Source organism: Wohlfahrtiimonas populi (assembly GCF_002006795.1).
Classification (GTDB): domain Bacteria; phylum Pseudomonadota; class Gammaproteobacteria; order Cardiobacteriales; family Wohlfahrtiimonadaceae; genus Wohlfahrtiimonas; species Wohlfahrtiimonas populi.
Genome location: NZ_MVDN01000001.1, coordinates 208,355 through 233,767 on the forward strand (window position 1 = coordinate 208,355; position 25,413 = coordinate 233,767).

Genomic DNA, 25,413 nt, shown 5'->3' on the forward strand with positions numbered 1-25,413 from the left:
TAGTGTTATACACATAGATTATTCCTCAAAATTCCAACTCATTCTCTATAAGTTTAAATGCATATTTTGCACTTGTATATGCTGCATACCCTTGAAAAATATCATCTTTAGATGGGTCTGCAAAATCACATACTGACTTAATGATTAAAGAAATAGGTGGAGAACTACCTGATAATTTGGTTGCGATCATTACACCATATGCTTCCATTTCTATACCTATAGTTTCTCTATTAGCTTTTTTGATAGCAGCTACTATATCAGGATTTTCTAGAACAACAGCACCAGAAGCTATTGGTCCCATATAAATATTAGGAGCTTCTGATGGTTTTAGATCACTTAAATACCCCTGATAGATTTCCTCCAGATAATTTTTATTTACTACTAATGAACGTAACTTCATTTTTAAAGACTCATCAAGCAACATCTGTTTTGGAGATGCTAAAAATTCAGGTTTACCATCCGTAATTGTTTGCTTTCCATTTCCCCAATCCCAACATGTATCAGCTATCAATATATCTCCTAATGCAACTTTACCTTCAATACCTGCTGCTATACCCAGCATTAATACGTATTTTGGTGAAAATTTTAAGCAAGCTTTCATAGTAATTGCCGAAGCATTAGCCATTCCCATATCGTGGCAGCTTGTTGCTATTAATATCAAATTTTGACCATCTTTATTCACTATCGTAGTTTTATAATAAGTATTATAATCATCTAAGACGCTAAATTTTATCCATTCACTTAAAGAAAGTACAGCTTGTAACTCTGTATGTTCTAGAGCAGTGATAATGACAATATCACTATAGATTTGTTCTGTCTTAGCATACTCTAACTGATTACTTATAGCTTCAGATATAACGTCGTATTCACCTGTATCCAAATACAGCACCCATCCATTTTTCTCAAATTCATATTTACAACTTTGATACGAATCATCGTGTGATGTAATACCTATAATATTTTTTGGTTTGTTTATAAGAGTACTACAATGAATAGTTTTTAAAAGATTAACACCACCATCAATGCTGACTTCTTCTTTGAGGTCTTCAGGTAATTGCAAGTCTATAATCAATAAGTCAAACTTAATTTTTTGCATCTTTTTCATAGCACATCTGGATGTAAGTGCAGTTTCATATTCAAAAGTTAGTTTCTCCTGAAGAGCCCCCACAATACCTAATATTTTTTTACTCTCATCATCTACAATAAGTATTTTAGGATGGCTCATTTTGCACTTTTAACCCTAAAATTTTTTGTTCTAAATCTAATTTCCAGTTATCATTCCCAGAATTATAATAAACATGCCCAAAGTAAAATTTACTGTATTCTTCATAAAAATTTTGAGATAAATCCTCGAGAGTAACAGCCCCACCTTCAAATGATGAATATTGAGTAACAACAATAACAGGGACAGAGATTCCTCTTAATTTCATTTGTTCTAAAAGCTCATGCCCAGCATAACTTTCAGGAGAACCATCAAAATATGAACTAGATGTATCAAAAGCAGGCATACTCATATCTAATAAGATTAAATCATATGTATCACATAAGAGTAATGCTCTTAAAGCCCCTCTTAATGAGCCAACAGTAGAAATATTAAGATGACTACTACAAGTGTAGTAATTATGCAGAAATAATTCTATATTCTCTTTTTTATCTGGCTGATCTTCAACAATTAATATATTCATATTGAAATCACCTTTAAAACCTCTTTAAGAATAATCTCATTATGATAAGTTTCATTATCCTTGTACCCGAATGTATTAATATGCTCTATCTTAAATTCTTTCTCTATAATATTACAAATTTTAAATATTCCTGTCCCACCTTCTTTTTGAGATGCAGCAACCATCAATTCAGGATTATTATAGGCCACTCTATACTTATCTAGTTCTTGATTTTTAGCAATATAATCTACACTCAAGCTATTATTTATAAAAGATAAAATTAAATCATCATTTTGAGAAGATATTTCAACTTTTATTAATAACTGATTTGTAGAAAGTTTGCTTTTACTAAGTGCATTTTCAAAAATAATATAAAATATATCCACAAAGCTAGATAAATAGCGTGATTTAAACTTATGATTTCCTGTTTGTTTTAAACTAATATTGACATTCGTTGCACGCTTAGCAATTTCAATAGCAGTGTTAATCTCAAATTCATCTACATGGTTTACAAGAGACCGTTTAAACCAAGAAGATATATTAGTTAATTGAGTATTCAGACTTTCTCTCGATTTTCTAACGGAACTTGAAAACAATGATGCTTCATCTTGATTTGTACAGATTAAAGCAACATTTTTATCCAACTGAGTAAATAGTTCATCAAACTTATTTAATGACTTATTTTCTATAGCTTCTCTAACATTAGATAAATTAATATCTGTTTTATACCATAACCATTCTAATGTGATATCAATTAAATGATTGTAATCCCTATCTCCTACTAATGCTTGAATATACAAGGATTCATACTCTGATAAAGAATAATCAAATAATACCTTATTTTCGTCACTATCGACCTGAATAGAACTAATTGCTCTTTCCAAACATCTTATTTGAAGCCAACTGTCATTAATCTCATTAATTATTTTTTCATATTCAATTGTGAAATTATATAAATGCTTAGATAACTCACTAGTATCAGTGATAGATTTAAGTTTAGAAACCCATAGTTTATTTTCTTTAATTTCTCCTGTATGAAGGTCACTAGTTGCCCACAATGATTCATTTTGTACAGGTTTTCTTAGAGCTGTAGGAAGAACACCATGTCTAATACGCGTACTTAAATAACTATTCAGCCCTTTATCGCCAAATGTAAATTCATCCCTTAACGTTTTAATTAAATTATAAAAAATTTTATTTTTTTCATTAAGCACTATGCTATTTCCAAAAGTTAAAAGTGTAATTTTTTGGGATAATTCAAAAACTTCCTGTGTCTCCTTATCTTTTACTAATGAATTAATAAACGTTAATATAAACTCATCATTAAAACCAGTATAATTCTGTTTTTTTAAATCTGTAAATCTAACAAATAAATCTTTAAAATTTTTGAAGACAGTATCTTTAAATAAAGTAATATCCACATATATTCTACTCTGATCAACTTGCGCTGCTGCCTTTCTAAATACTTCTTCTTTCGTAATATGTTTAATTTCTTCTACTAAAGAATCTCGAGATATACCCTTTTCTATCAATTCATTACAAATTTTAATTCGACATAGATCTATTTCTTGTTTATCTTCAAATAACATTGATAGCTTCATGTTATTTATCGTACAAACATATTCTAAAAAATAATCAATTTTTTCATCTGAATAACCAAGATTATTTTCTAATAACTCAATAGGACTTTTTAAATTGTTTTTAGTGATAAAATTATCAAAACTAGCTCTTAATGCAGGTCTATATCTATCATCACTGTATTTACAATATAGTGATAAGCTGATAGGAATATTTATACTATTACTACTAGATACTAAATCTCTTGCATGATAGGCAACTTTGTCAATATCAAATATTAATATATTATTTTTATCTTTAAGCACGTATTCTACAACAATAGTAATAGCTTGTTCTATATACCCTGCTTCAAAGTTCATATCAACTAACAACTTCAAAATATCATAAAAATCAAGTCCCTTAGAATCTTTAATAGATTCTTTTAATATTTGAATTGCTTGATCTTGGTTACCTTGACTAAAATAAATTATCGCTTCATGCTTCTTTAACCTGTGTTTATCAACAGTTACTAGTAAGCTATTATGATTCGTGTTCTTATATTCATATAAGTCTAAAAAAAAATTAGCTGTGGTTGATTTAATACAATTTTGTTGCAAATACTTAACAAAATATTCTTTGTTTTTTCCATGTAAATAAAGTAATTTTTGAGGTGTATCATCTTTAGATTTTAAAGCTGCTATCTTAGATAAACTCTTAAATTTATTCCTTCCAATAAATTTAGATTCGCGAGAAACGAATAATAAAAGCTCTTGAAACCAACTAATCCCATCAAAAGCATAACAATAAGTAAGCAAAGATGAAAAGGCAGATGAATAATCTTCTTTTTTTAATAATATTGATGTCATATATCTAAGTATTTTTCCTAAAATCCCCTCATCAAATACAAATGGAAAGTTTGAAGGTAATCTTGATATGGATTTACTTAATATTTCAAATTCAATATACTTCAAAGGTTTATTAACATAAATTGAGCGAGCAATTTCTTCATATTTACCCTGTGTATATAAATCAAGAACAGGTAATTCAAAATTAAAACTTGGCTTTTCTGGGTTTAAGCTATAAAAATTTAAGCAATTATTAACGATAGGGTGATAACAAATTTTATTTAATTTAATGATTACATTTTTAATATGGTATGGTAAATTAGCATCAAAAGCATGATTCTTAGTGGAGCTTTCTATATATGAAATTAGAGCTTTATATATATCTATAATAGAACTTTGTTTTTCATATTTCAAAACTCCATTATAATTAATCTCAAAATCCAGCAAATAATCTTTAGGAGTTATTTTATATAGTAAAAAACTTTTAAACTCATCATCAGGAAATCTCATAATTTGCTTTCGAAACGTATCAGCTAAGCTTGTATGAATATTATTTTCATCATAACGATCAACAATATATTTTAATAATACTTTAAAAAAATCACTATAGCCTTTATTGTTATTTAAATCTGAAATCAATTTAAAATATTTTACCTCTTCCCCTGAAATTTTAAGAATAGATCCCCGAATACCAATAGACCAAGTTGATAAACCGCACTCTCTATCAATTTCATCTAGAATTTCTATCGATGCTTCATAATTCTCTATGAGAATTTGTTCCTCTAATTTTTCTTCTAATTTCCTAAACTTCTTTATTCTCTTCTCATGATGGGTAACTACCCCGACACACCATGCTAAATTTACTCTCAAATCTGATAAAGGTAGATTAACATTATAGAAGAGTGAGAAATTAGAGTTTAAACTCAAATTTATTTGTTCAGAAAACTCAGGAAAAATAGAAACTCGTCCAATTAAACGCTCTATCTCATCATAATTTAGACATTTATGATAACGTTGGACCCAAGATGATTTGTTCTTAACACTTAAAACATATCGACTTAAATTATTAACTTTTTTCTTATTTTTAGCCCTACTCATAATTTCCACCCATGGCTCCATCTAATTTTTCTATATTCTTCATTGAGGGAACTATCTCACTCCATTTATTATGAGTATCTAAATAAATATCTGTTACCTGTCTAATTAAAATCTTATCTTTTTCTTCAGTTTTTACATTATAAAAACCAATATCGAATTGATATAATTCTATTTCAACTTCAAATTTTCTTTGAGCTGTACGATAAATGTACCATAAATTCTGCGGTTTTCTAATTTGAAGCCAAGCAGTTAAGATCGCTGCAATCAATGATAATACCGAGGGTATAATCTTTCCATATACAAGCCCTGAACCAAAAGCAATAAATATTGGGGCACTCATACCAAATAAAATAATAATTCTTACTCCCCATAAAGCCTCCAATTTATTATGGTTGGCTTTTTTTTTCATGTCTAAAATTTTTGTCTTAACTAAATTTACAGCATTATTTTCTATCATAAATAAAACCTTAGAATTACATTACAGCAAAATATAAAAATTATAATATAGACTATCTTAGTATAAAGAAGGATTATTAAATATAAGTTACAATCCTCCACACTCTATAACTTTCTTAATTATAGAGTGTATTTCAATAAGGTAATTATTACCCACTATCGAAAGCTTTTTGACCTCTTTTAAAGAATGAACGGTATATCACAAAAATTACAAAGCTAGTAATGAAGATAAGCCTAGTAGTGCTAAATATTTTGAGCTTGAGTACAATCAAATTAGGATTCAAAAGGATTAAGCCTAATCTCGTCAATACGACTTGTAAGCTTATATTATAAGCGCAATGCTACATACTGAAAATATCTTAAGTTAAAATATTTATATTTGACAGCATGGAGCATCTTTTCCTTTATATCATTTATTGTGAAAATCCTGGTGCTATTTTCATGGATGAAATATTCCGTAATTCTTTTAGGTTATTTAAACGTAATGGATATTCATAAGGGTTTAATTCAGCATCTCTAGAACAATCGACTCTTAAATCGATTAAACTAAAACCAAGCAATGCTTCTGACACAACAATTTCTCTGATACCTAAATCTTGCATGCCCAAATCCAACATTTGGCTTTCAGGGTGTAAAGCTTTAGGATGTGGAATTAATTGAACATTTCGATAACGGTTCCAGTCATCATCCATATCTTTACTTATTCCGTGCCCGGCTAAAGGCATAGCATTTTTATCAACAGCTAACACTCGACTAAATTTGAACGTTTTATAACACTTTTGTATAACGTCGCGACTCAACGGAAAGTTATCCGTATCAATCATCTCAGGTATTTCAAATGCTCTGAAATACCAAGAATTCCCGGCCTTAAATAAACTATGTGGTCGAATAGTCTTGGTAGTACGCCCTGAAGAAGTTGAAAAATACTCTATTTTCAGCCATTCATTATTCACAATTGCTCGTGTAATTTCAGAAACAATCATTGTATTTAAATTCGTAAAACTCTTTAAATACTCGCTGCCATATTGCTCCACAGCAAATTTATTAGATATTGTTCCATAAGCGATATATTGCAAAGCCCCTTCTACTGAATGCTCATAACATGCCTTAAAACTTTTCGAGATCACATACCCATTACGAGCCCCCATAAAAATCATTTGACCAGGGGACTCCTCTAGATAGCTAGCAATCAGCCGACTAGCTGTAGCCTCACCAATAGAAAACCGAGCCACCAACTCACTTCTAGTTAAAACTCCCTTAAATAATAATAAGAACTCTATAAACTGATATTTTCCCTGTAAAGCTACATCCATAACACACCAACTATAGTATCATTTGATATATAAATTATACTTAAAGAAAAAACTATTGCCATCTTAATTTAATAGTAAAAACTATAAAAACATAATATACAAGATTGACAAGTGACTATATTATGATCATAATCCATTAACTTTAATATCAAATGATATGAAAATGAAAACAATCCAAGAATTAGACAATATTAAGCAAGGAAAAGGGGTTAACTGGCCAACTCTTTATAAGAAGCTATCTCGCTTAAAAATTGATGATCAGTTAATTTACCAAGCAATTACCATCAAACAATACAGTAAGAAAGTTTATGGTATTGATATTATTGATCATGATGCTTTTGAAAAAATTATCCAACTTGCGCAGCCTATCAATAAAAATAGTAGAGCAGCTGCAAGTATTGCTGGTAATACACATCAAATAAATGTTAACGGTGCTTTGCTCGTAGCTGTTACGGAGCAATCGGAAGCACCATATGTTCATGCTTTCACGCAAAGTTATCCATTGCCATATCCCAAAAAACAACATGCAGTCATCATAGAAAACCTCGAATGTTTCTTGCATTACAAAGATAGCTATCTATTTATGAGTCAATTATGTGAAATATCACATGACATTGATGATATTGAATTTATCTATGCTGCAGGCAATAGCATCTCTAATCAGAATATCATTCCTTATTTAAAAGAATTTAAAGGGGATATTTTCTGCTTATTAGATATTGATATAGGTGGGTTACAAATTTACAAAAATCTGCTCAATAATGGACTATCAGTAGATAACACGCACTTTGTTATCCCAAATGATATTGTACAAAGATTAAAAATATCTAGAAGAAAGGCCTTAAAGTCCGAACTCAATAAATTAAACAATTTTTTAAAAATTTCTAATCAAATTGATCAATTAATTGGGCTGATGCATTATTACCAAACAACTATAGAACAGGAGAGTTACCGTGCATAGCGATTCATTATCCTTAAATTTGCAAAGCCAGTATTCTATTAATGAGCTAATCTTCATTAATTCAGGTTCAAATTACTATGTTCGCCTCCCTATCAACAAATCTGCCGCACTATTTGCTGGGAATAATGAGGGTAAGACATCTTCTCTCTCCGCTCTTAAATTATTCCTCTTGCCCGAGGTAAATTTTAAGGGGAGCGCTAATAAATTTAATTTCTCATCAGGTGGCACACCTTTCTCTGATATTGCATCATTTCAATACTATTTTCCAAGCCCTGAATCATACATTATCTGTGAAGCAGAAAATCCAAGTCATCCTAATGGATTTTGTTGGGTACTTTTCAAAAGTACTGATTACCACTACGATAGAATAGCTGTACCACACTCATATAATTATATTGAGCATTTATTCTGGAATTCCTCATCCATTAATAATGAAGAGATTGGTGCCTTGCATGAAGATATATCCATCAAAACAATCAAAGATAAACTTTTATCAAAACAGTATGGTGGAAAGTTAATTACAGACAAAAAAATGATCAGTGAAGCCAGCTATTCGAGAACAACATCGCAAGACGATCACACAAGATTTTGCCTTCTCCCAATGGTTCAAAAATCATCTCCTGATAGCGTCAAAACTGTACGATCTCTATTAGATATGGCTTTTGACCTAAGTAATGCTTCAACAAAATCACTTCCAATAGCCATTGGGTCTATTATCGATAGCAAGGGATTAAGTGTTGTTGAAAACGATGGTATTTTTCTTGATCTAGAAAGTAAATTAGACGAATGGCAAACATTACAAAAACAACAAAAATTTCTCTCTCAGGTAGAAGAACAAACTCCTCAATGGCATCGATTTGAAGAAAACCTTAATACTTACATAGCAAAAAAATCAGATACAAAAGTGCTTTTTGGACAAGTTTCTCATTATGTAAATGAAGCATCTAGTTTATTCACTCAAGAATCCAAGTCTTTAAAAGAACAAACTGATCAACATGAGAAAACATTAAATATTGAAAATCAAAAACTGCATAAAATCCAAGAGACTATAACTGCCCTTTCTACTCGCATTGAAGATGCACAAGAAAATATTCAAAAAATTAATGATGCATTGAATGAAATAGAGACATTAAAGGCGCATTATGCAGAGAAAAATATCCATTTTATTGAGGAAATTATTAGTGATCTTAAACAACGAGAAATATCGATTAGTCAGAATGTATTAGCCTTACAAAATGATCAGGAAACAGAAAAAAGATTAACAGAGCTTACCAGGGAAATTAAACAGAAGCAGAGCCGATTAAATGCATTACAATCCTCATTGAAAAATATTCAAAATAAAAGTAGCTTTTTAGACCAGTTCTCAGAACATACAAGCTCTGTGCTCTTTAGCTTGAATGAAGATTTTACTAGCCTAACTACAACTACTTCAACTGATGAAAAACAGATCATCACAGAATTTACTAATTTATTTAAGGATCAGAATGGGCAACTCTCTTTAAGTAATCATGCGTTCTCTAAAATCACATTTAAAAAATATTCCGATAAAGATGCTTCTTTAAATCTAACGAAAATAATTGAAGAGCTGCAAGCCCATATTACTAAGTTAGAAAACGATCGTTTATCTTTACATCAATACAGCAAAGCTTCCCCACAAGAGCGCCAACAGAACATATCAAAATTTGAAAAAGACAATGAAATCATCCAATCTCAATTGGATAATTTAATGGGAGAAACGAATTTACGCAAAAACCTTATAGATAACCAAAAGAAATTAGATTTAAATAATGATGATCTTGTACTACTAAAAGAATCACAAAATTCTTTACAAGATCAAATTACTTATTTTAAAAATCAATTTCATCTTTCAAAATCAGCATATGATAAAAATGCAGAAAAATTAAAGTCTATACAAGATGTTAACAATACTCTAAATACATTAGCTTTTTCTAATAGAGGTTTTCTTGATAATACTCCACCAACTAACACCATTATCACATTAAAGCCAATCAATGATTACGATCCGCAATATATAAACTCATCAACCCAAAATATTAAAAACAATATTTCCTCTATCAATGAGTTAAATAATACCATCCTTCAATCTTTACGAACTTTTTCAGAATATAACTTTATTGAAATGTCCCCTGAAGAAAAACATAATGTTAGCCTCGCAAATAGCTCGTTTAATACTTTTTATGAATCACTCAAAAAAACATTTGAAACATTAGATATACAAAAAAATAGTTTTTATAATCGTCTACAGGCACATAATAATACTGTCGATACATCCATTAGCATTATCAATAAAATAAAAGGAATTATTGATGATTATATTGATGGACTCAATCGACAATTATCGGGCTATCAAATATCCAATCTAGATAATGTCACAATTGACACCACATATCATCCTCAATATACAGCTGCTATTAAGGCTATGAGTAAAATTTCTCAAATACACAATAATACATATCCTCAAGAAATGTATGACCATCTCCAAGCATTTCAAGCTACATTTTATGTTAAATCCTCTAAAAAGATTGATATTGCTAAAATTATTGAAAAAATTAGCTATTCATTCTCTAGAAATGAAAAAAAAGAAGATATTCCACAATCCAATGGCACGAACTCTATGGTCAATGCAATTTTACTTGCGATCTTATTTAAAAGTATGATTCCTGAAGATTTAAAACTTCAACTACCTGTAGTATTTGATGAAGTTGGCAAACTAGATGAAGATAATTTAAATGAAATTTATAAAATTGTTACTGAACAAAACCTCATTCTATTTGTTGCAACACCCGACCCAACAGGTATTATCGCCAGTGTATTAGACCTATACCATGACTTGTCATGTTTCCAAGCAATAGATGTTACAGTTTATGATAAAGCTAAGACAATCTACTTCCAAGGTATGGAAGAACGTTTAATTAATTTAGAATTATAATCATCATTATGAAAACCAATGCGCAAAATACACTTGCTATCTTATTCCAACATATTGATATATTTTTCAATATTATTGACTACTATAATTCAGAATCTAAAAATATTTCAGGATTTCATATATCTGTATATGAGCATGTTTTACAAAATTATATTCAACAGAGAATATCAGATACTAATGACCAAAAAAGGATTGCATCCGCATTATCTCTGCATAACTTAAACCAATGTAAATTATTAGCATACATTCATGATGCAAAAGGTATTTTTCGTATTCAAAACGATCTTCTTTCTGTTATCAAAAACATAGATTCCACAAGACTAAGAGAGCTCGGGCAGCCAGATTTAGATGCTATTTATGCCCAAATTAGAACTCAATATGACTATTTTACTCAACAGCAAGAAAATTATAGCCATCATAATCCAGGATTTATGGAACATATAGATGCTTTAATGGATATTCTGCAAGATGTCTTTTCCAAGATAGAACATAATGTTAGAGCATTAGAAGGCAGTGCTAAACGCTTATCTGAAATTGTAGATAGTCACAACTTCGAAAAACACACACCAACAGAGCAAGTAGAAAAAGCTTTTGAGGAAATTACACGTATTTATCAACGCAATATATTGCCAACTCTAAATTTTCTTAATGAAAAAGCTATGGCCAAAGATTCATCAGCAATTTATCTGATCAGAAAAATAAGAGAAAAACTCAACCAAACAACCTTCTATGAGGAAGCCAGCACCATATCAATTATAGAAATACGTTTATTATCATTTATCGAAGTCATTTCTGATATTCGTCGTAAACTTCATAGATATATTGAGATGAATCAAAAACAACGCGCGCTCTATAACGCTGTCGAACAACATTACAATGAATTAAACTCTTTAGTCATTAACCTACTAGATAGTAAATTAACAGGAAAAACCCTTTCTCATCAACATGAATTCTTTCATCCTGCAAAAATTTTCAATCAATTAACCAGTTGGTCTCGTACCAATTTAACTAAACCATTAATTGAGCTACCTAATAATTTCAATACACAAGAAGCATATGAATATATTAGAAGTAAATTAGATAATGTAGAGGCATTCAACAGTAAAAAGCATATTCCAACTAACAAAGTTAGAGATGTCAAAGAACATATTCTCAAACGTAAACGAGTAGAAAGAATTAAACGCTTAATGCGCTCATTTCATGCCGTAGATTGTGATGATCTTTATTTTGAAATCCATCACTATTTATCGGATAAGCTCGAGCAATATTCTCTCAAAGATATTTATGATGCTAGGGCTTTTTTATCTGAGAAATATGCAGTTATTACCACATTACAACGTGGCACTATCACATATAACCAACAAGAACTTAGTTACCCTATTAAAAAGCTTGTGGAGAAAAAATAAACATGGAAATGCAATCTGACAATACTATGAATAATCACATCGTAAATATTGAACAACTAGATCCAATAGCTACTAAAGAAATTTATAAAGATTTCATTAGTGGAAAAGTTATCAATAAATACGATATGAGTAATAATGAATTCATTCTATCTGCTAAATTCTCTGAATTAATCAAACACATCGATATTTATAAAAAGTTATATGACCTGCTCGGCTTTGAACTTATCGCTATTGGTGATGATTCCTATTATATTGCTCGACCAGAAAGAGACTCCTTAAATGAAATTGGCGCGAATATTCAAGTTATCCTAATCGTATTATGTCGCGGGCTAGCAACTCGTGGAATTTCACCAGAAATACTTAAAGATCCTAAAGGTGGAATCAATGCTCAAATTATCAATGACATTGGGTCAGAAGAAGAAACAGAAAGAATCTTAAAGGCTTGCGATATAGCTACTCCATTAGTTAAATCTATTGAAAGCATAATGGTTGACCGAGCTTTAATGCATAAAACCTCAGCTGATAGATATGTTTTATCTAATGCTGGTAGTTTTATGTATCGACTGTTGTTGGAAACAGATATGCAGCTTAGCCTTTAAAAACTCTACATGTACAGCGAGTAAATATAGCACCTCATAATATAAAGATAATAATAAATATTAAATACTAATGACAATCAATCGTATTTAATGTAGTATTTTTTGATAAATTTTTTCAATAGTGTCCTTTATTTAATTTAATCGATAGGTAAAAAATATGAAAAAAATATTCAAAAAAGCATTTCCTTTATTAGCAAGCATACCATTATTTACATCTCTCTCTTTTGCTGACAATAATCATTATCCTGTGAAGATTGAAAGTTGTGGCCATGTATTAACATTTGATAAAGCACCTGAAAAAGTTGTTGGTATTGGCCAAGGCACAGTTGAAATTTTATATTCTTTAGGACTCGCTGATAAAGTTGCAGGGACTGCATTATGGGTTGAACCAGTGATGGAGGAATTTAAAGAAGTTAATGCTAAGATTGATGTATTGGCAGACAATGATGTAAGTTTTGAAAGCATTATTGCAAGAAAACCAGATTTAATTACTAATCAATTTCAATGGCAAATTGGCCCAGTTGGTATTGTCGCTAGCGTTGAACAATTTGATGAATTAGGTATTCCTGTATATACATCACCTGCAGACTGTGTTGCTAAAGATAATAGTGACGGTGGCGATGGTGTTCGTGCAAATGCATTTACTATGGATGTAATTTATCAAGAAATTTCAGAATTAGCTAAAATCTTTAATGTTGAAGATCGAGGTAATAAATTGATCAGTGATTTAAAAAATAGAGAAAATTTAGCTAAAGCAAAAGTTCAAGGTTTACCGAATAATACTTCTGCTTTATTCTGGTTCTCAAGCGCTGATGCAGAATCTGACCCATATGTTGCAGGTTCAAAAGGTGCTCCAGGTTACATTATGTCAACGTTAGGATTGAAAAATATTGTTGATACTGCTGAAGAGTGGCCGTCTGTGAGCTGGGAAACTATCGTAAGAGAAAGCCCAACAATGATTGTTGTTGGAGACATGAGTAGACGTCGTTTTGCTTTGGATGATGTGAAAGTAAAATTAGAATATTTAAATAATGACCCAGTACTAAAATTAATTCCAGCAGTAGAGAATCAGCGAATTGTGGTAATTGGTGCTCAATCAATGAATCCTACTTTAAGAACCATCGAAGGGCTAGAAAAAGTTGCTGATGCAATTTCTAAGATGAATTTACAATAAAATTTATGGCTTTATATATATCTAAACGCTTAGGATTGATAGTATTTGTAATACTTCTCCTAGGCGTTACTATTTTAATTGGTACATCAATTGGGGAAATATATATCCCTTTTGATGTTGTATTGAAAACTATTGCTAATAAGCTATGGGATGCAGGCTATCCTTTGGATAGAATAGATGAAGGTATTGTTTGGAACTATCGTTTAAGTAGAACTGTCATTGCCGCATTGTGTGGTATGGCTCTCGCTCTTTCGGGGACTATATTACAAGCACTACTTAGAAATATGTTGGCAGACCCATATTTATTAGGAATTTCTGCGGGTGCTTCTACGGGGGCTGTTGCTGTGGTTGTTTTGGGAATTGGGGCGGGTGCTCTTTCTGTTTCATTTGGTGCTTTTTTTGGTGCGATTACAGCGTTTATATTAGTTGCACTTTTAGCATTCAGAACAGGTAAGGGGAATGGCGGTGTTATTTTGGCAGGTATTGCAGGATCACAATTATTTAACGCAATCACCTCATTTATTATTACCCATTCGGCAAGTGCAGAACAAACACGAGGCATTATGTTTTGGCTATTAGGCAGTTTATCTGGTGTTAGATGGCCTGATGTATCATTAGCTTTTCCAGTGACAGTATCAGGATTGTTAGTATGCTTATGGTATGCAAGATCATTAGATGCTTTTACCTTTGGCGCAGACTCAGCAGCTTCTTTAGGTATCCCTGTAAAACGCACTTATATTGTTTTAATTGTATGTGCAACATTAATGACAGCAACGATGGTTAGTATTGTGGGTGCTATTGGTTTTGTAGGGTTAGTAATTCCACATGCAACACGTGCAATTATAGGATTAAAACACCATAGGCTTTTGCCAACGGTCGCCATTGTTGGTGCAATCTTTTTAGTGGCTGCAGACATTGTTTCTCGTACAATTATTAAAGGTCAAGTATTGCCTATAGGTGTAATTACTGCATTGGTGGGAGCGCCTGTATTTGCATTAATATTAAGCCGGAGAGCTCGTTAATTATGGCAATATCTGCAGAAAATTTATACTGGAAAAGTGGGAATAAACATATCATTAATGGTGTTTCTCTATCAGTAAAACCTAATGAGTTTGTTGGTATTGTCGGACCTAATGGCTCTGGGAAAAGCTCGCTAGTTTCTTTATTATCAGGCATTAAAAAGCCAACGAGTGGACATATTACTTTATTTGGACAGCCGTTAAATAAATTACCGCCTCGTTTAATTGCGCAACAATTGGCATTTGTTAAGCAACATATTGATACAGATGATCACATTACTGCAAAACAATCTGTTGAGCTGGGGCGTACACCTTATTTAAGCCTATTATCCCCTTGGTCAAAACATGATGATGAGATAGTAGAAGAGGCATTATCAATTGTGGATATGATGGAAAAATCAAAACAATTGTGGCCAACCTTATCAGGAGGTGAAAGGCAGCGTCTTCACATAGCACGAGGGTTAGTACAAAAACCTAAAATGATTATTTTAGATGAGCCTACTAATAATCTAGATGTCCATCATCAATTAAATTTACTTAATCTAGTTAAACAGCTAAAGCTAACGACCATTGCTGTGTTGCATGATCTTAATCACGCTGCAATGTATTGTGATCGACTCATTGTTATACAAGGTGGAAAGATTGCGGCTGTCGGTACGCCTAAAGAAGTATTAACTAAAGAGTTTATTAAGGAAATATTTAAAGTTGAGGTGGAATGCTATGAAGATTCCGAAGGTCAACCTTTTATTCGTTTTATCCAATCTTGTTAAAAATACGGAGAATTAAAATGCGTCATGTATTAGTTATGGTTTTGAGTAGTGTGTTATTTTTAGGCAATGCACAAGCAGAAGTCCATGAAGTTAAAATGTTGAACAGAGGTGAAACTGGGTCAATGGTTTTTGAACCAGATTATTTAGCAATTCAACCAGGTGATTCTGTCAAATTTATAGCGACTCATAAGAGCCATAATGCAGCTTCTATTATTGAATTAATGCCAGAAAACACACCTGCATTTAAAGGGAAAATTAACGAAGAATTAGAAGTTAAATTTGATACGAGTGGTTTTTATGGCATCCAATGTACACCTCATTTTTCAATGGGCATGATTATGGTCATCAAAGTTGGTGATGATGAAGTATTGCCTAATGCTTTTAGAACGTATAAAGCACCAGGGAAGTCACATGAGCGTTTACAAAATATCATCACTAATCACAATCTATAACGACTAATTAGTTTATGACTCATGCCTCAAATAACAAGCAACAAATAACTTTTCGAAATTATTTATTGCTTGTTGTACCTTTAACGTTATCAACAATTACTGTTCCTATATTAGGCGCAATAGACACTGCATTGGTTGGGCATTTGCCTAACCCAAGTTTTATTGCTGGTGTTACAATTAGCACAATCATTTTTAACACGCTTTATTGGCTATTTGGTTTTTTAAGAATCAGTACTACTAGCTTTACAGCACAGGCTTTGGATAATCTAAGCCATTTAAAAAGTGCATTTCTTCGGCCTTTATTCATTGCATTATTGTTAGGCACATTATTTATCATAGGAAAATCATTAATTTTTGATGTTTTTATTAAATTTTCCAATCCTAGCGCAGAAGTTTATTTTTATGCAAAAGAATACTTCGATATTCTAATTTTTGGTGCACCCTTTACTTTAATCAATTATGTACTCATTGGATTTTTAATGGGGCGGTCATATGTAAAATTAGTGCTTTATCTACAAGTATTTATTAATATTGTTAATATTATATTATCTATATTATTTGTTTGGTATTTTAATATGGATGTTAAAGGTGTAGCCCTTTCAACCTTGCTGGCTCAAATTAGCACAATGATAATCGCTACCATTTTAGTCTATAGAATGGGGATGTTTGATATCAGCATAGATGACCTAAAAGAATATTTTTCATGGGCATCACTGAAAGAAATTATACTGATTAATAGCGATTTAATGATAAGAACAGTTTGTTTATTAACAGTTATTAATTTATTTATTTCAAATAGCACCGCATTGGGTACAGAAATTCTCGCAGCAAATAGCATACTATTTCAAATTCAATACTTAATGGCATATATTTATGATGGTTTTGCCAATGCAGCCAGTATATTGAGTGGTCAAGCTAAAGGTAAAAAAGATATTCATTTATATAATCAAACGATTAAATATGCCATTGTTTCAGGGTGTGGTATTTCATTATTCTTAAGCTTAGTTTGGGTCACATTTGATCAAAATATACTTGGTTTATTTACAAATCAAGCGAATATTCTAGCACTAGCTATAGAATATAGTATATGGATGGCAATATTCCCTATCGTTGTTTCAATGGGCCTAATGATTTATGGCGTATTTTGTGGTATTAATTATACGTCTTCTATCCGCAACTCAATGATTATAGCTGTCATTATTTGGCTAATCTCATCTTTTCTCTTAATACCAAATTTTGGTAATGATGGTATATGGATCTCGTTCTTACTATTTTGTTTAGCACGATCATTACTTGTTTTTTGGCTAAATTTATCAAAAAAATTCTTTTTTAGAGATTAATTTTTGTAGAGCCAAAGTAACAACCACCTAGCCCATTAGACTATTTAAAATACGATCTTGCCATGTCTTAATATACTCATTATGGTGAGTTAAGATACTTGGATGATTAACGAAACTAACTAGGTGTTTTTGCATTAATAATTTCCTAGGCCAATTTAATGAGCCTACTACAATTTTTTTTATAATTTCTTGAAAATTCTCATCCCAGTCCTTAGGATTGTTCTTTTTCACAATTAGTGTAGATATTGATTTAACGCCATCACTGATATCTACTTCTAAAATTGAATAGAAAACTCCATTCAATTGAAATTGTACTTCCATCACATACCTAGGCCGTCCATCGGACATTCTGTGAAGCTTAGATTTACCAACACTTGGTAATTGATGTAAATATTCTTGGTATTCAAAACCACATTGTTTGGCCAACTCAGCTATCATAGATTTAAATAATTCAAATCTACTTAATATGGCTTGTTGCTCTTCATTATTAATACCCAAATATTCGCCTTTGAACGCATTGCCATTCGAGGTTGCTTCTCCTGTATTAACAGCAACTTCATCAAAAATCTTTTCTGTGTCAGATTCTATAATAACGCTTGCTGTATGTTTAGATTCATCTAAGACCTTCTTCGTAATTAATTCACCATTAAATTGCAACAATGCCATAGGAACTTCAATATTAACAATATCTTCTGACTCTGTAGCTTCCCTATCATCATCTACAATGATATCTTCTATACCAATACTCCGCCCGCCTTCTTTCACGACTCCTGATCCTTTTTGACGAGTTCTAAATCTATCACTCTTGAAATCCACCTCATGGCAAGTATCTATCGGTAATCCTGAAATACCGACTATTTCATTAACTAAATAAAAATTCTCTTCTTTCTTAAACCAACCTGCAGCCCGAATGACGACATTCTCCAGATCAGGTGGGTCAAAATGAAAGTTCCAACATGTTACATTATCAAGAGCCACCTTTTCCCTCACAAAATAATCAGCAATACTTTCATATGATTTTCGAACAATTGGATTTGTTAATACCCATGCTAAATGTTTTCTAGTAGCTTCATCCTTAAGCGCTGATAATGGAAATGAGCAATGTGGCAATACAAAAATAATACCCTTATCATCTTCAATGCCGACATCAAACTCTCTGGATAAAATACCCGAGTCAACACAATTTCGAGCCAAATAAGCATTACGAAAAAACAAGGCTCGTGCAAGTTCAATTTGAGGGATTAGAATTTCTTCACGCGTAGAAGAATCTACATAGCGAAATTTTGTCGTTTTATTATCTATGATTTTACAACTTGTTAACTCTTTTAAAGATATACAAAAAGTTTTTAGATATCCTTTTGGCCTCACATTAGAACTTTCATTATTCAAAACACTATTCACAACCAATGAAGGCAAATTAGATACATCCAATAAAGTATCCTGAAGCTGACCATCATGCTCTAAACCTACAGAAATTTTCCATTTTTTTAAACCATTTTGCCTTTTAAACATCCCCAATGATTTAACTTTAGAATTACTTGGTATTCCTTTCATCGTCATTATTTATCACTCTGTTGCTGTAAAACCATATCTAAAAAATCTTTTGTTTCTTCTGTCATTCGTTCATCACTTAAACCTGATAAACGTAAAATTTGCCATCTCGGAAGTTTTTCATTATTGACTAGCAGACCTACTATCACTTTACTAATTCTCCTAATCTGATAATCACTGATAGTTTCATGATAACGCTCTAAAAATAAATTCATTAAAGGCAGTACTGCTTTCTTTTTTGTGTAAGTATGATGCAATCCTAATTGATTTAACCACCACTGCTTTGATCTGAGAGGGCCTTGCATATCTAGTACTACCTTTTTTTGTAGACCTAACAATCTTTTCGTATGTACTAGATCTCGTTTAGCCCAATCAATGCCTCTATTACCTTGTACTTTGGGTACATGATATTTTTTATTAATTTCTAACAGCCAATCTTTATCATGCCTATATAGCCATGCATACAATGCCCCATTTAGCAGCCTTGATGACTTCACTGAATATTGATCCAATAAACCCTGCCATTGCTGACGATTCTTTAACGTATGATTATCAATATAATCTGTAGACATATTGTTAGATGCTTGTTTCTCCATTTCTAGTGGCATTGCACTGATAGCCTGAAATATATCGGAAAATAGCCAATTACTATCATTAAAAGCTTCTAACACAACAATATGCTCTAAGTAACTAAAAGATTTTCTATGTTTTCTAAAAATAGCTTTAAGCCAGCTTGTATCTGACTCTAAATCACTCAAACCATAATTCAACAAAAATTTTGATGACCATTTTTGATGAACCCGCTCTATGATTTTCTCGTGATCAATATGGCAATTACCTCGCAAACAATCATTCCGAGCCGCTAGTAACTGATAAAACTGTGTCCATTGTGCAAAAGAAGGTGAAATTTTTCCACCTAAATCTAAAAGCTCTCGAACCTTATGAGTAACAATAACTTCACATTGATACTTCAATGGTCGTGATTCAGATGACTCTAATTGTATATCATTCACTGCAACGAACTCATGTCTATGATTAGAACGAAAACCAATTTCTGTATTTCTTAATGCGCCATGAGATACACAGCAAGTACCACCTACTTGCCATTCTCTTTTCCAGTATGCTTCCTTATACAAATCCAATTGATCCTTAATGCATTGAGGGCAATAACGTATTGAACTTACAATAGGGATTCGAGAGGCATTCATGCCTGTCGCTAAGTGCACCACTCCTTGAGATTCAGAAGACATTAATTGAATACACTTTTGTCGTCTATTTTCAGGCATGAATGGTGCGTATATGGGGAATAACGTATGTTGATATATCAGATCCAGTACTGATAATTGCTGCCCTAAATATAAATCAGAAATAACACTTAAATGACAAGGTAAATCAACCGTTGCAATAACTTTCCTATTATTAAATATTAGATCTAATAGCTGTTTTGGGCTTTCCAATGCTAAACGTACTTTAGCACGAGCAATGATGCTATAAACAAGTTCATCCTGGTAAGGTAAAGGAAAGCCTAGCATGCTTCTAAGCCATTTCAATCAAATATGATTCAATATCAAAGATCATATCGCTACTAGCTTTTAAGTGATGATAAAAATCATTTGTATGCTCTTTCTGAGAAAACATAAACCGTAAATCATTACTTAGTAAAGTATTCCACTCTTTTGGTTTAATCGTCGCTACCTTTGATATCTTATTCATGGATTTTTGTTTAGGCGTATCATTTGTTTTTTGTGCAATACTTAATTCTTGCATAATGATCGGCATCAACGTTTGCATGTTATCAGTTGGATACTGCGCACAAATTCGTTTCACACATGGCACTAATAATTCGGAATCATACCCCAATTCCAATAACATACAATGAAGCCTAGTTGCAGTTTCATGCCCATGATACTTACTAATATCATCTCTGTACCCCAAACTTTTATCAATCATAGATGTTAAATCTAATAACTTTTTATCAATACTTGGAATAGTTAAATCTGAATATCTTGCTATTCTATTTGGATCTCCTGACCGCAATGCCTCAATAATTGGATGAATAGTCTTTAATTCATCTTGATAAGTTTGTCTTAATAATTTAACAGTGATTCTTTCAACTTTAGAAGAAATTGCTTTAATTTGAGCCAATACAAATAGCTTAATGGCAATATCTAAAATACCTTGGCTTAATTCATACCAACAATCTCTAATCTCTTGTGACAGCGTAACATCTGCCTTATTTAACCATTGATATTTCCATAAAGCATCCGTAAACATATTCCACTCGGATCGAATAATAATATCAGTATTTATGATTTCATCTGGCTCATTCAACATAGGCTCCCATAGAATGGAACCTAATCCCGCACCTCTTCTTGCTGATCGCAAGTCATTCTCAAAAATAAATCTAGCTTTTGGTGTACCCACCATAATCACAGGTAAACCAACAACATTAACCAATGTGACAAAGAAACTTAACATTTTGTCAGCACCACCTGACTTATTAATACTTAAATGCTGAATTTCATCTATTAGTAGTAAACCTATTGCATGAAGATTAGCTATATGTCTCATCAAATGTAATAACGTTTCGATACCATGTCTTTTAGATGCATATTTTTCTTCATAATCGGTATCCAATGCAACATCTATCGCTCTAAAAAAATGTAAACAAAGGCTTTTTAAAGAACCGTCATGTGGGCAATCAATTTTCAAATAGACTATCTGTAAAAAATTATGTTCAGGATGATATAAAACCTGTGGATATCCAGACAAGATACGATTCGTTGTTGTCGTTTTACCACTACCTGAGCATCCTATAAATGATAAGCTTTGTGCTGTGGATTTTGCTGTATCAAAGCGTAAAGCCGAGATGTCCTTAGTAATAGTTCTTTCATAACTATTTTGAATATGCTGATTTAGATCTCCAGTAGAAATATTACGACCGACATACCCTTCACGAATCAGAATAGAAATTTTTGTTTCTAAATCAATATGCCTAGCAATGGGATGAAAAAAATTATTCAGTAATTGTGATATCAAATGAATTCTGGAAGACGCTGGCAACTGTCGATCAGAAATTTTAAACTCTACACGACCACGTAATAAGTTAATAACATCCTTTTTTTCTCTAATAGGCGGTAACGCCTCTATAAATGGATTACCTTGGTAATGACCAATAGTTTCACCATATTTAGCAATAATTGCCTTAGTTGGTAATTTCATCTAGCCTACTCCTCACTATCATCATTATCGTCATACAATGAGAGCTCATCATAATGAGGATATTTTAGTTTCAAATCATCCAATGTTTCATCATGTGATTGAGCCTTATCTGAAGGCATGGGAATAATATTGTGTTTAACAGGAGAAATACTGGGCTTCTCTTTTTCATAAAACTGTTGAGCGAGATTATTACTATATTTTCGTCTCTCTTTTTTCTGAGAGTGCTCACGATTAGCCTTAATATTGCTGACTTTCTCCTTTATCGTTCTGGTATCTTTTGTTTTTTCTAAAGATGCCTGTTTAATAATAGCTTCTATAGCATCTTCTAAGTCTGACTTCGCAATATTGCTCCTTAGATCTTGCTCTTTGGCTGTCTTACTTAATTCTTTTGTTTTCTGCCAAACCTCCCAAAAACTATGATCTTGGAATTCTCTAGAATGATCAGATAGTTTTGCTTCCCAAAACTTTAAACTATTACCCTCATAAAAGACATAGATCTTATTCGCATCACTAGGATCATAAGCTACTTCTAATGCTTTAGGTCTGTTAACACTTCCTTTTCGATGCAGCCAACTAGCAGTAAAAAATTCAGCACAGGTATAAATCAATCTAAATAACTTAATCCCTTTATCAGATAGAGTTGCTTTTTTTCGTGGTAATAGTGCGATATATAAAGATATATCTGGTGCTGACCTAAGTTTTCCTGTCCTATTTTGTATTCCCCAGTTCCATAAATCCAATGGAACTAGTGGCAAATTAACAGGCATATCAGGCTCTCTATCATATGTTGTCAAATGGTGCGTTCTGTTATATTGCAGCACAGAAAGCAAAATAATTTTCTGAAATTCTTGCAAATTTAAAGTTGCATCTAATCTTGAATCTTTTCCACCTTTTTTTCTCTCTTTAACACTCAGCACGATACCTTCGGCAAACGGCTTAAACTGTGCCTGAATCAATTTAAAACGACTTTCAACAACAGGCTTTAAATCCCCTCTAAAGGGCGGAGTATTTTCAATACGTATGGCAAAGCTTTTTTCTAAATTTTCAATCTGATGCCCTAATAATTCACCTCTATCAGCTAAAATTGCATCAGGCAAACCAACACTTGGCCAATCCCCAGAATTAATAGATATACCAAATTGATTACAAAATTCTATTTTATCTGTAAATGCCATGTATAAAGCACGCATACTTGTAACATATGAAGCATTTTCCAATCCAACATAAAAACCTGTGATCATTCGGCTAAAAACATCTATAACAAAGTAAATGGTTGGCCGACCAATAATCATATATCGATCTGTATTAGATACCAAGTAAATATCAGCAATAGTCGCATCTATTTCGTAACGTGCACCTGGCCCTAATACATTTGTATTAACCGTTGATCGTAATGCTTTAATATCTTTATTGTATTCTATAGATCTTGTACGAGCTTTAACTTGGGTTGCTTGATCATATTCTCTTTTATAAAAATACTGAAACTGCCTGAAACTTGGGATTTCAGTTTCTTCTACATTCGGATACAGTGATCGATATTGAGATTGAAATTTCCTATAAGCATATCTTTGAGTGTGAGTTTTTTCTGTTAGCATAAATTTAATAATTGCCTTATGAAACATTTCTTCTATTTCATGAGTAATAATTGCACCTTCACCTGTAGAAAACTCTCTTTTTCGCCCTAATTTATTATCTTTAGCAACTCTTTTTTGCCCTTTAGCACCAGAATTATAATATTTCGGTAGCAAAGCATTAGGTGTTTGCCCTTCCTGCCAATAGCGTCTAAGTAATCTATATATAGTCTGTTTACTCGTACCAAATTTTTGCTGAATATCTTTAATCAATACAGCTCTAATCTTAGGAACATAAAAATGTGTATGCTGCACCAAGTCAGCAATCAAAGCATAATTTTCATCTCGTTTAATTTGATAGACAGATCCTTTCTCTGGCTCAATAAACTCAACATCAAAATAAGGATCTGCGATCAATGACAATTCAAAATCTTCGATCTGAGCCACAAATTCATCACGATTTAAAACTTTAGGAAATACCGTATCATCGTGTAGTTGAATAACGACTAATTGATAAGGATAAATTTTAAGTATCCTATAACTAATATCACCTGAACTATAAACATCATTAACCCGCAACATTGTAGATATCCTCCCATAAAGCTTCCGTACCTAAATGTATATCTTGCACATTGAGTTTCTTATATGATGTTCTCAGATCAAATTTAAAAAATCGCTGAGCAATCAAAGATCGTAATTCTCCCAAAGATGTTCCTAACTCTAGATCATATGCTGTATCTATTTTTTTTGTAAAATCCATCAACGATAAATCTTGGTATTTCACTAGTTGCGATGTGTAGAATTCAATCTTTTCTAATAATTTTAACTGCTCATCTTCTATTCGAGGATATAGCCACTGAATATTTTGAAAAACAACCTTTGATATATCTAATTCGGTAATAATCTTCCACGGAACATCTTTTTGCTGCCAATAACGACGTTCTATCTCTAATTTTTCTATCACACGAGTTTTATCTAGATCAGAATGATACTTAGCCTGAATAGCAAATCGTTGTTGAGGATAATCGGAGGTTAAAATATAAAAGTCACTACTCATAACCTGATCAACACCTTGCATAGATGGGTGCTTAATTTGAGCTTCATTGGCTATTATTTTTGTATCTTCTAAACGTAGAGGAAATTGCTCACGAATATCCGAGGTCCTTTCATTCCACTCAAATAGTAGAAATATGGCTAATTCTAAGTCAGATAATAAATGATGAGTTCGTTTAGATTTATATCCATATACTCGATGCGAACGGCCACTTGAAGGAATATCTCTCACCGTTATCCACGGTTTATACAATGAACCTTCACCTGATCCTCTACCTTCTTCAATCCATTTCTCTTGTTGCTTTTCACTAGCCATAAAAAACACCCATTATTCTCATTTCTAACAGAATAACAGGTGCCTTTAAACTGAACAACAAATTTAGTTCCAAACTTTATTGTTCAGTATGATACT

At 32.0% G+C, this 25,413-nt stretch carries 19 protein-coding genes; 9 read left to right on the plus strand and 10 right to left on the minus strand.

Features of this window, described 5'->3' with window-relative positions; genetic code table 11:
* Positions 1-25: 25 nt before the first annotated feature.
* The 5 genes from BZK16_RS01065 to BZK16_RS01085 all read right to left on the minus strand — a co-directional run bounded on the left by BZK16_RS01065 (position 26) and on the right by BZK16_RS01085 (position 6,933).
* A complete protein-coding gene (locus BZK16_RS01065) occupies positions 26-1,225 on the minus strand; it encodes a phosphorylase family protein (RefSeq protein WP_077927050.1) in 1,200 nt (399 codons plus the stop codon).
* On the minus strand, positions 1,212-1,685 hold the full coding sequence (locus BZK16_RS01070; RefSeq protein ID WP_077927051.1) for a response regulator: 474 nt from the start codon (positions 1,683-1,685) through the stop codon (positions 1,212-1,214). The genes BZK16_RS01065 and BZK16_RS01070 overlap by 14 nt, the downstream gene beginning before the upstream one ends.
* Positions 1,682-5,164 carry a hypothetical protein gene (locus tag BZK16_RS01075; RefSeq protein ID WP_143691117.1) on the minus strand — a complete coding sequence of 1,161 codons (3,483 nt, stop codon included), beginning with the start codon at positions 5,162-5,164 and terminating at the stop codon, positions 1,682-1,684. Before BZK16_RS01075 ends, BZK16_RS01070 begins: the two co-directional genes overlap by 4 nt.
* Complete coding sequence (locus BZK16_RS01080) at positions 5,157-5,621, minus strand: DUF4231 domain-containing protein (RefSeq protein ID WP_077927053.1); 465 nt, start codon at positions 5,619-5,621, stop codon at positions 5,157-5,159. The genes BZK16_RS01075 and BZK16_RS01080 overlap by 8 nt, the downstream gene beginning before the upstream one ends.
* 412 nt (positions 5,622-6,033) lie before the next feature.
* Positions 6,034-6,933, minus strand: a complete 900-nt coding sequence (locus BZK16_RS01085; RefSeq protein ID WP_077927054.1) for a WYL domain-containing protein — start codon at positions 6,931-6,933, stop codon at positions 6,034-6,036.
* 163 nt (positions 6,934-7,096) lie between these two features.
* On the opposite strand from BZK16_RS01085, the gene BZK16_RS01090 reads away from it, so the two are divergent.
* From BZK16_RS01090 to BZK16_RS01130, 9 genes are all read left to right on the plus strand, one after another.
* Positions 7,097-7,894: a hypothetical protein gene (locus tag BZK16_RS01090; RefSeq protein ID WP_077927055.1), complete on the plus strand. Its 798-nt coding sequence runs from the start codon at positions 7,097-7,099 to the stop codon at positions 7,892-7,894.
* A complete protein-coding gene (locus BZK16_RS01095) occupies positions 7,887-10,844 on the plus strand; it encodes an ATP-binding protein (RefSeq protein WP_077927056.1) in 2,958 nt (985 codons plus the stop codon). The genes BZK16_RS01090 and BZK16_RS01095 overlap by 8 nt, the downstream gene beginning before the upstream one ends.
* Positions 10,845-10,852: 8 nt before the next feature.
* The gene (locus BZK16_RS01100) at positions 10,853-12,250 is read left to right on the plus strand and encodes a hypothetical protein (RefSeq protein WP_077927057.1); all 1,398 of its coding nucleotides are present in this window, start codon (positions 10,853-10,855) and stop codon (positions 12,248-12,250) included.
* 2 nt (positions 12,251-12,252) lie between these two features.
* Entirely contained in the window at positions 12,253-12,849 is a 597-nt protein-coding gene (locus BZK16_RS01105; protein ID WP_077927058.1) for a condensin complex protein MksE, read from the plus strand.
* Positions 12,850-13,006: 157 nt separating this feature from the next.
* A complete protein-coding gene (locus tag BZK16_RS01110; protein ID WP_077927059.1) occupies positions 13,007-14,023 on the plus strand; it encodes an ABC transporter substrate-binding protein in 1,017 nt (338 codons plus the stop codon).
* Positions 14,024-14,028: 5 nt separating this feature from the next.
* Positions 14,029-15,045, plus strand: coding sequence for a FecCD family ABC transporter permease (locus tag BZK16_RS01115; RefSeq protein ID WP_077927060.1), 1,017 nt, complete (start codon positions 14,029-14,031; stop codon positions 15,043-15,045).
* Positions 15,046-15,047: 2 nt separating this feature from the next.
* Positions 15,048-15,812, plus strand: a complete 765-nt coding sequence (locus BZK16_RS01120; RefSeq protein ID WP_077927061.1) for an ABC transporter ATP-binding protein — start codon at positions 15,048-15,050, stop codon at positions 15,810-15,812.
* Positions 15,813-15,823: 11 nt separating this feature from the next.
* The gene (locus tag BZK16_RS01125; RefSeq protein WP_408645555.1) at positions 15,824-16,264 is read left to right on the plus strand and encodes a pseudoazurin; all 441 of its coding nucleotides are present in this window, start codon (positions 15,824-15,826) and stop codon (positions 16,262-16,264) included.
* Positions 16,265-16,278: 14 nt separating this feature from the next.
* A complete protein-coding gene (locus BZK16_RS01130; protein ID WP_077927063.1) occupies positions 16,279-17,604 on the plus strand; it encodes an MATE family efflux transporter in 1,326 nt (441 codons plus the stop codon).
* A gap of 27 nt (positions 17,605-17,631) precedes the next feature.
* Here BZK16_RS01130 and BZK16_RS01135 read toward each other — a convergent pair whose 3' ends face one another.
* Genes BZK16_RS01135 through BZK16_RS01155 form a run of 5 tightly spaced genes read right to left on the minus strand, consistent with a single transcriptional unit; the run spans position 17,632 to position 25,317 of the window.
* Complete coding sequence (locus BZK16_RS01135) at positions 17,632-19,164, minus strand: Tn7-like element transposition protein TnsE (protein ID WP_077927064.1); 1,533 nt, start codon at positions 19,162-19,164, stop codon at positions 17,632-17,634.
* On the minus strand, positions 19,164-20,687 hold the full coding sequence (locus BZK16_RS01140; RefSeq protein ID WP_077927065.1) for a TnsD family Tn7-like transposition protein: 1,524 nt from the start codon (positions 20,685-20,687) through the stop codon (positions 19,164-19,166). Before BZK16_RS01140 ends, BZK16_RS01135 begins: the two co-directional genes overlap by 1 nt.
* 4 nt (positions 20,688-20,691) lie before the next feature.
* Positions 20,692-22,377, minus strand: a complete 1,686-nt coding sequence (locus BZK16_RS01145) for an AAA family ATPase (protein WP_077927066.1) — start codon at positions 22,375-22,377, stop codon at positions 20,692-20,694.
* Between the two features lie 5 nt (positions 22,378-22,382).
* Entirely contained in the window at positions 22,383-24,530 is a 2,148-nt protein-coding gene (locus BZK16_RS01150) for a Mu transposase C-terminal domain-containing protein (protein ID WP_077927067.1), read from the minus strand.
* Positions 24,517-25,317 carry a TnsA endonuclease N-terminal domain-containing protein gene (locus BZK16_RS01155; RefSeq protein WP_077927068.1) on the minus strand — a complete coding sequence of 267 codons (801 nt, stop codon included), beginning with the start codon at positions 25,315-25,317 and terminating at the stop codon, positions 24,517-24,519. The genes BZK16_RS01150 and BZK16_RS01155 overlap by 14 nt, the downstream gene beginning before the upstream one ends.
* Positions 25,318-25,413 lie beyond the last annotated feature (96 nt).

Coding starts and splice junctions, on each gene's coding strand:
- BZK16_RS01065 (WP_077927050.1), bottom strand. CDS start 1,225: ATGAGCCATCCTAAAATACTTATTGTAGATGATGAGAGTAAAAAAATA.
- BZK16_RS01070 (WP_077927051.1), bottom strand. CDS start 1,685: ATGAATATATTAATTGTTGAAGATCAGCCAGATAAAAAAGAGAATATA.
- BZK16_RS01075 (WP_143691117.1), bottom strand. CDS start 5,164: ATGAGTAGGGCTAAAAATAAGAAAAAAGTTAATAATTTAAGTCGATAT.
- BZK16_RS01080 (WP_077927053.1), bottom strand. CDS start 5,621: ATGATAGAAAATAATGCTGTAAATTTAGTTAAGACAAAAATTTTAGAC.
- BZK16_RS01085 (WP_077927054.1), bottom strand. CDS start 6,933: ATGGATGTAGCTTTACAGGGAAAATATCAGTTTATAGAGTTCTTATTA.
- BZK16_RS01090 (WP_077927055.1), top strand. CDS start 7,097: ATGAAAACAATCCAAGAATTAGACAATATTAAGCAAGGAAAAGGGGTT.
- BZK16_RS01100 (WP_077927057.1), top strand. CDS start 10,853: ATGAAAACCAATGCGCAAAATACACTTGCTATCTTATTCCAACATATT.
- BZK16_RS01105 (WP_077927058.1), top strand. CDS start 12,253: ATGGAAATGCAATCTGACAATACTATGAATAATCACATCGTAAATATT.
- BZK16_RS01110 (WP_077927059.1), top strand. CDS start 13,007: ATGAAAAAAATATTCAAAAAAGCATTTCCTTTATTAGCAAGCATACCA.
- BZK16_RS01115 (WP_077927060.1), top strand. CDS start 14,029: ATGGCTTTATATATATCTAAACGCTTAGGATTGATAGTATTTGTAATA.
- BZK16_RS01120 (WP_077927061.1), top strand. CDS start 15,048: ATGGCAATATCTGCAGAAAATTTATACTGGAAAAGTGGGAATAAACAT.
- BZK16_RS01130 (WP_077927063.1), top strand. CDS start 16,279: ATGACTCATGCCTCAAATAACAAGCAACAAATAACTTTTCGAAATTAT.
- BZK16_RS01135 (WP_077927064.1), bottom strand. CDS start 19,164: ATGACGATGAAAGGAATACCAAGTAATTCTAAAGTTAAATCATTGGGG.
- BZK16_RS01140 (WP_077927065.1), bottom strand. CDS start 20,687: ATGCTAGGCTTTCCTTTACCTTACCAGGATGAACTTGTTTATAGCATC.
- BZK16_RS01145 (WP_077927066.1), bottom strand. CDS start 22,377: ATGAAATTACCAACTAAGGCAATTATTGCTAAATATGGTGAAACTATT.
- BZK16_RS01150 (WP_077927067.1), bottom strand. CDS start 24,530: ATGTTGCGGGTTAATGATGTTTATAGTTCAGGTGATATTAGTTATAGG.
- BZK16_RS01155 (WP_077927068.1), bottom strand. CDS start 25,317: ATGGCTAGTGAAAAGCAACAAGAGAAATGGATTGAAGAAGGTAGAGGA.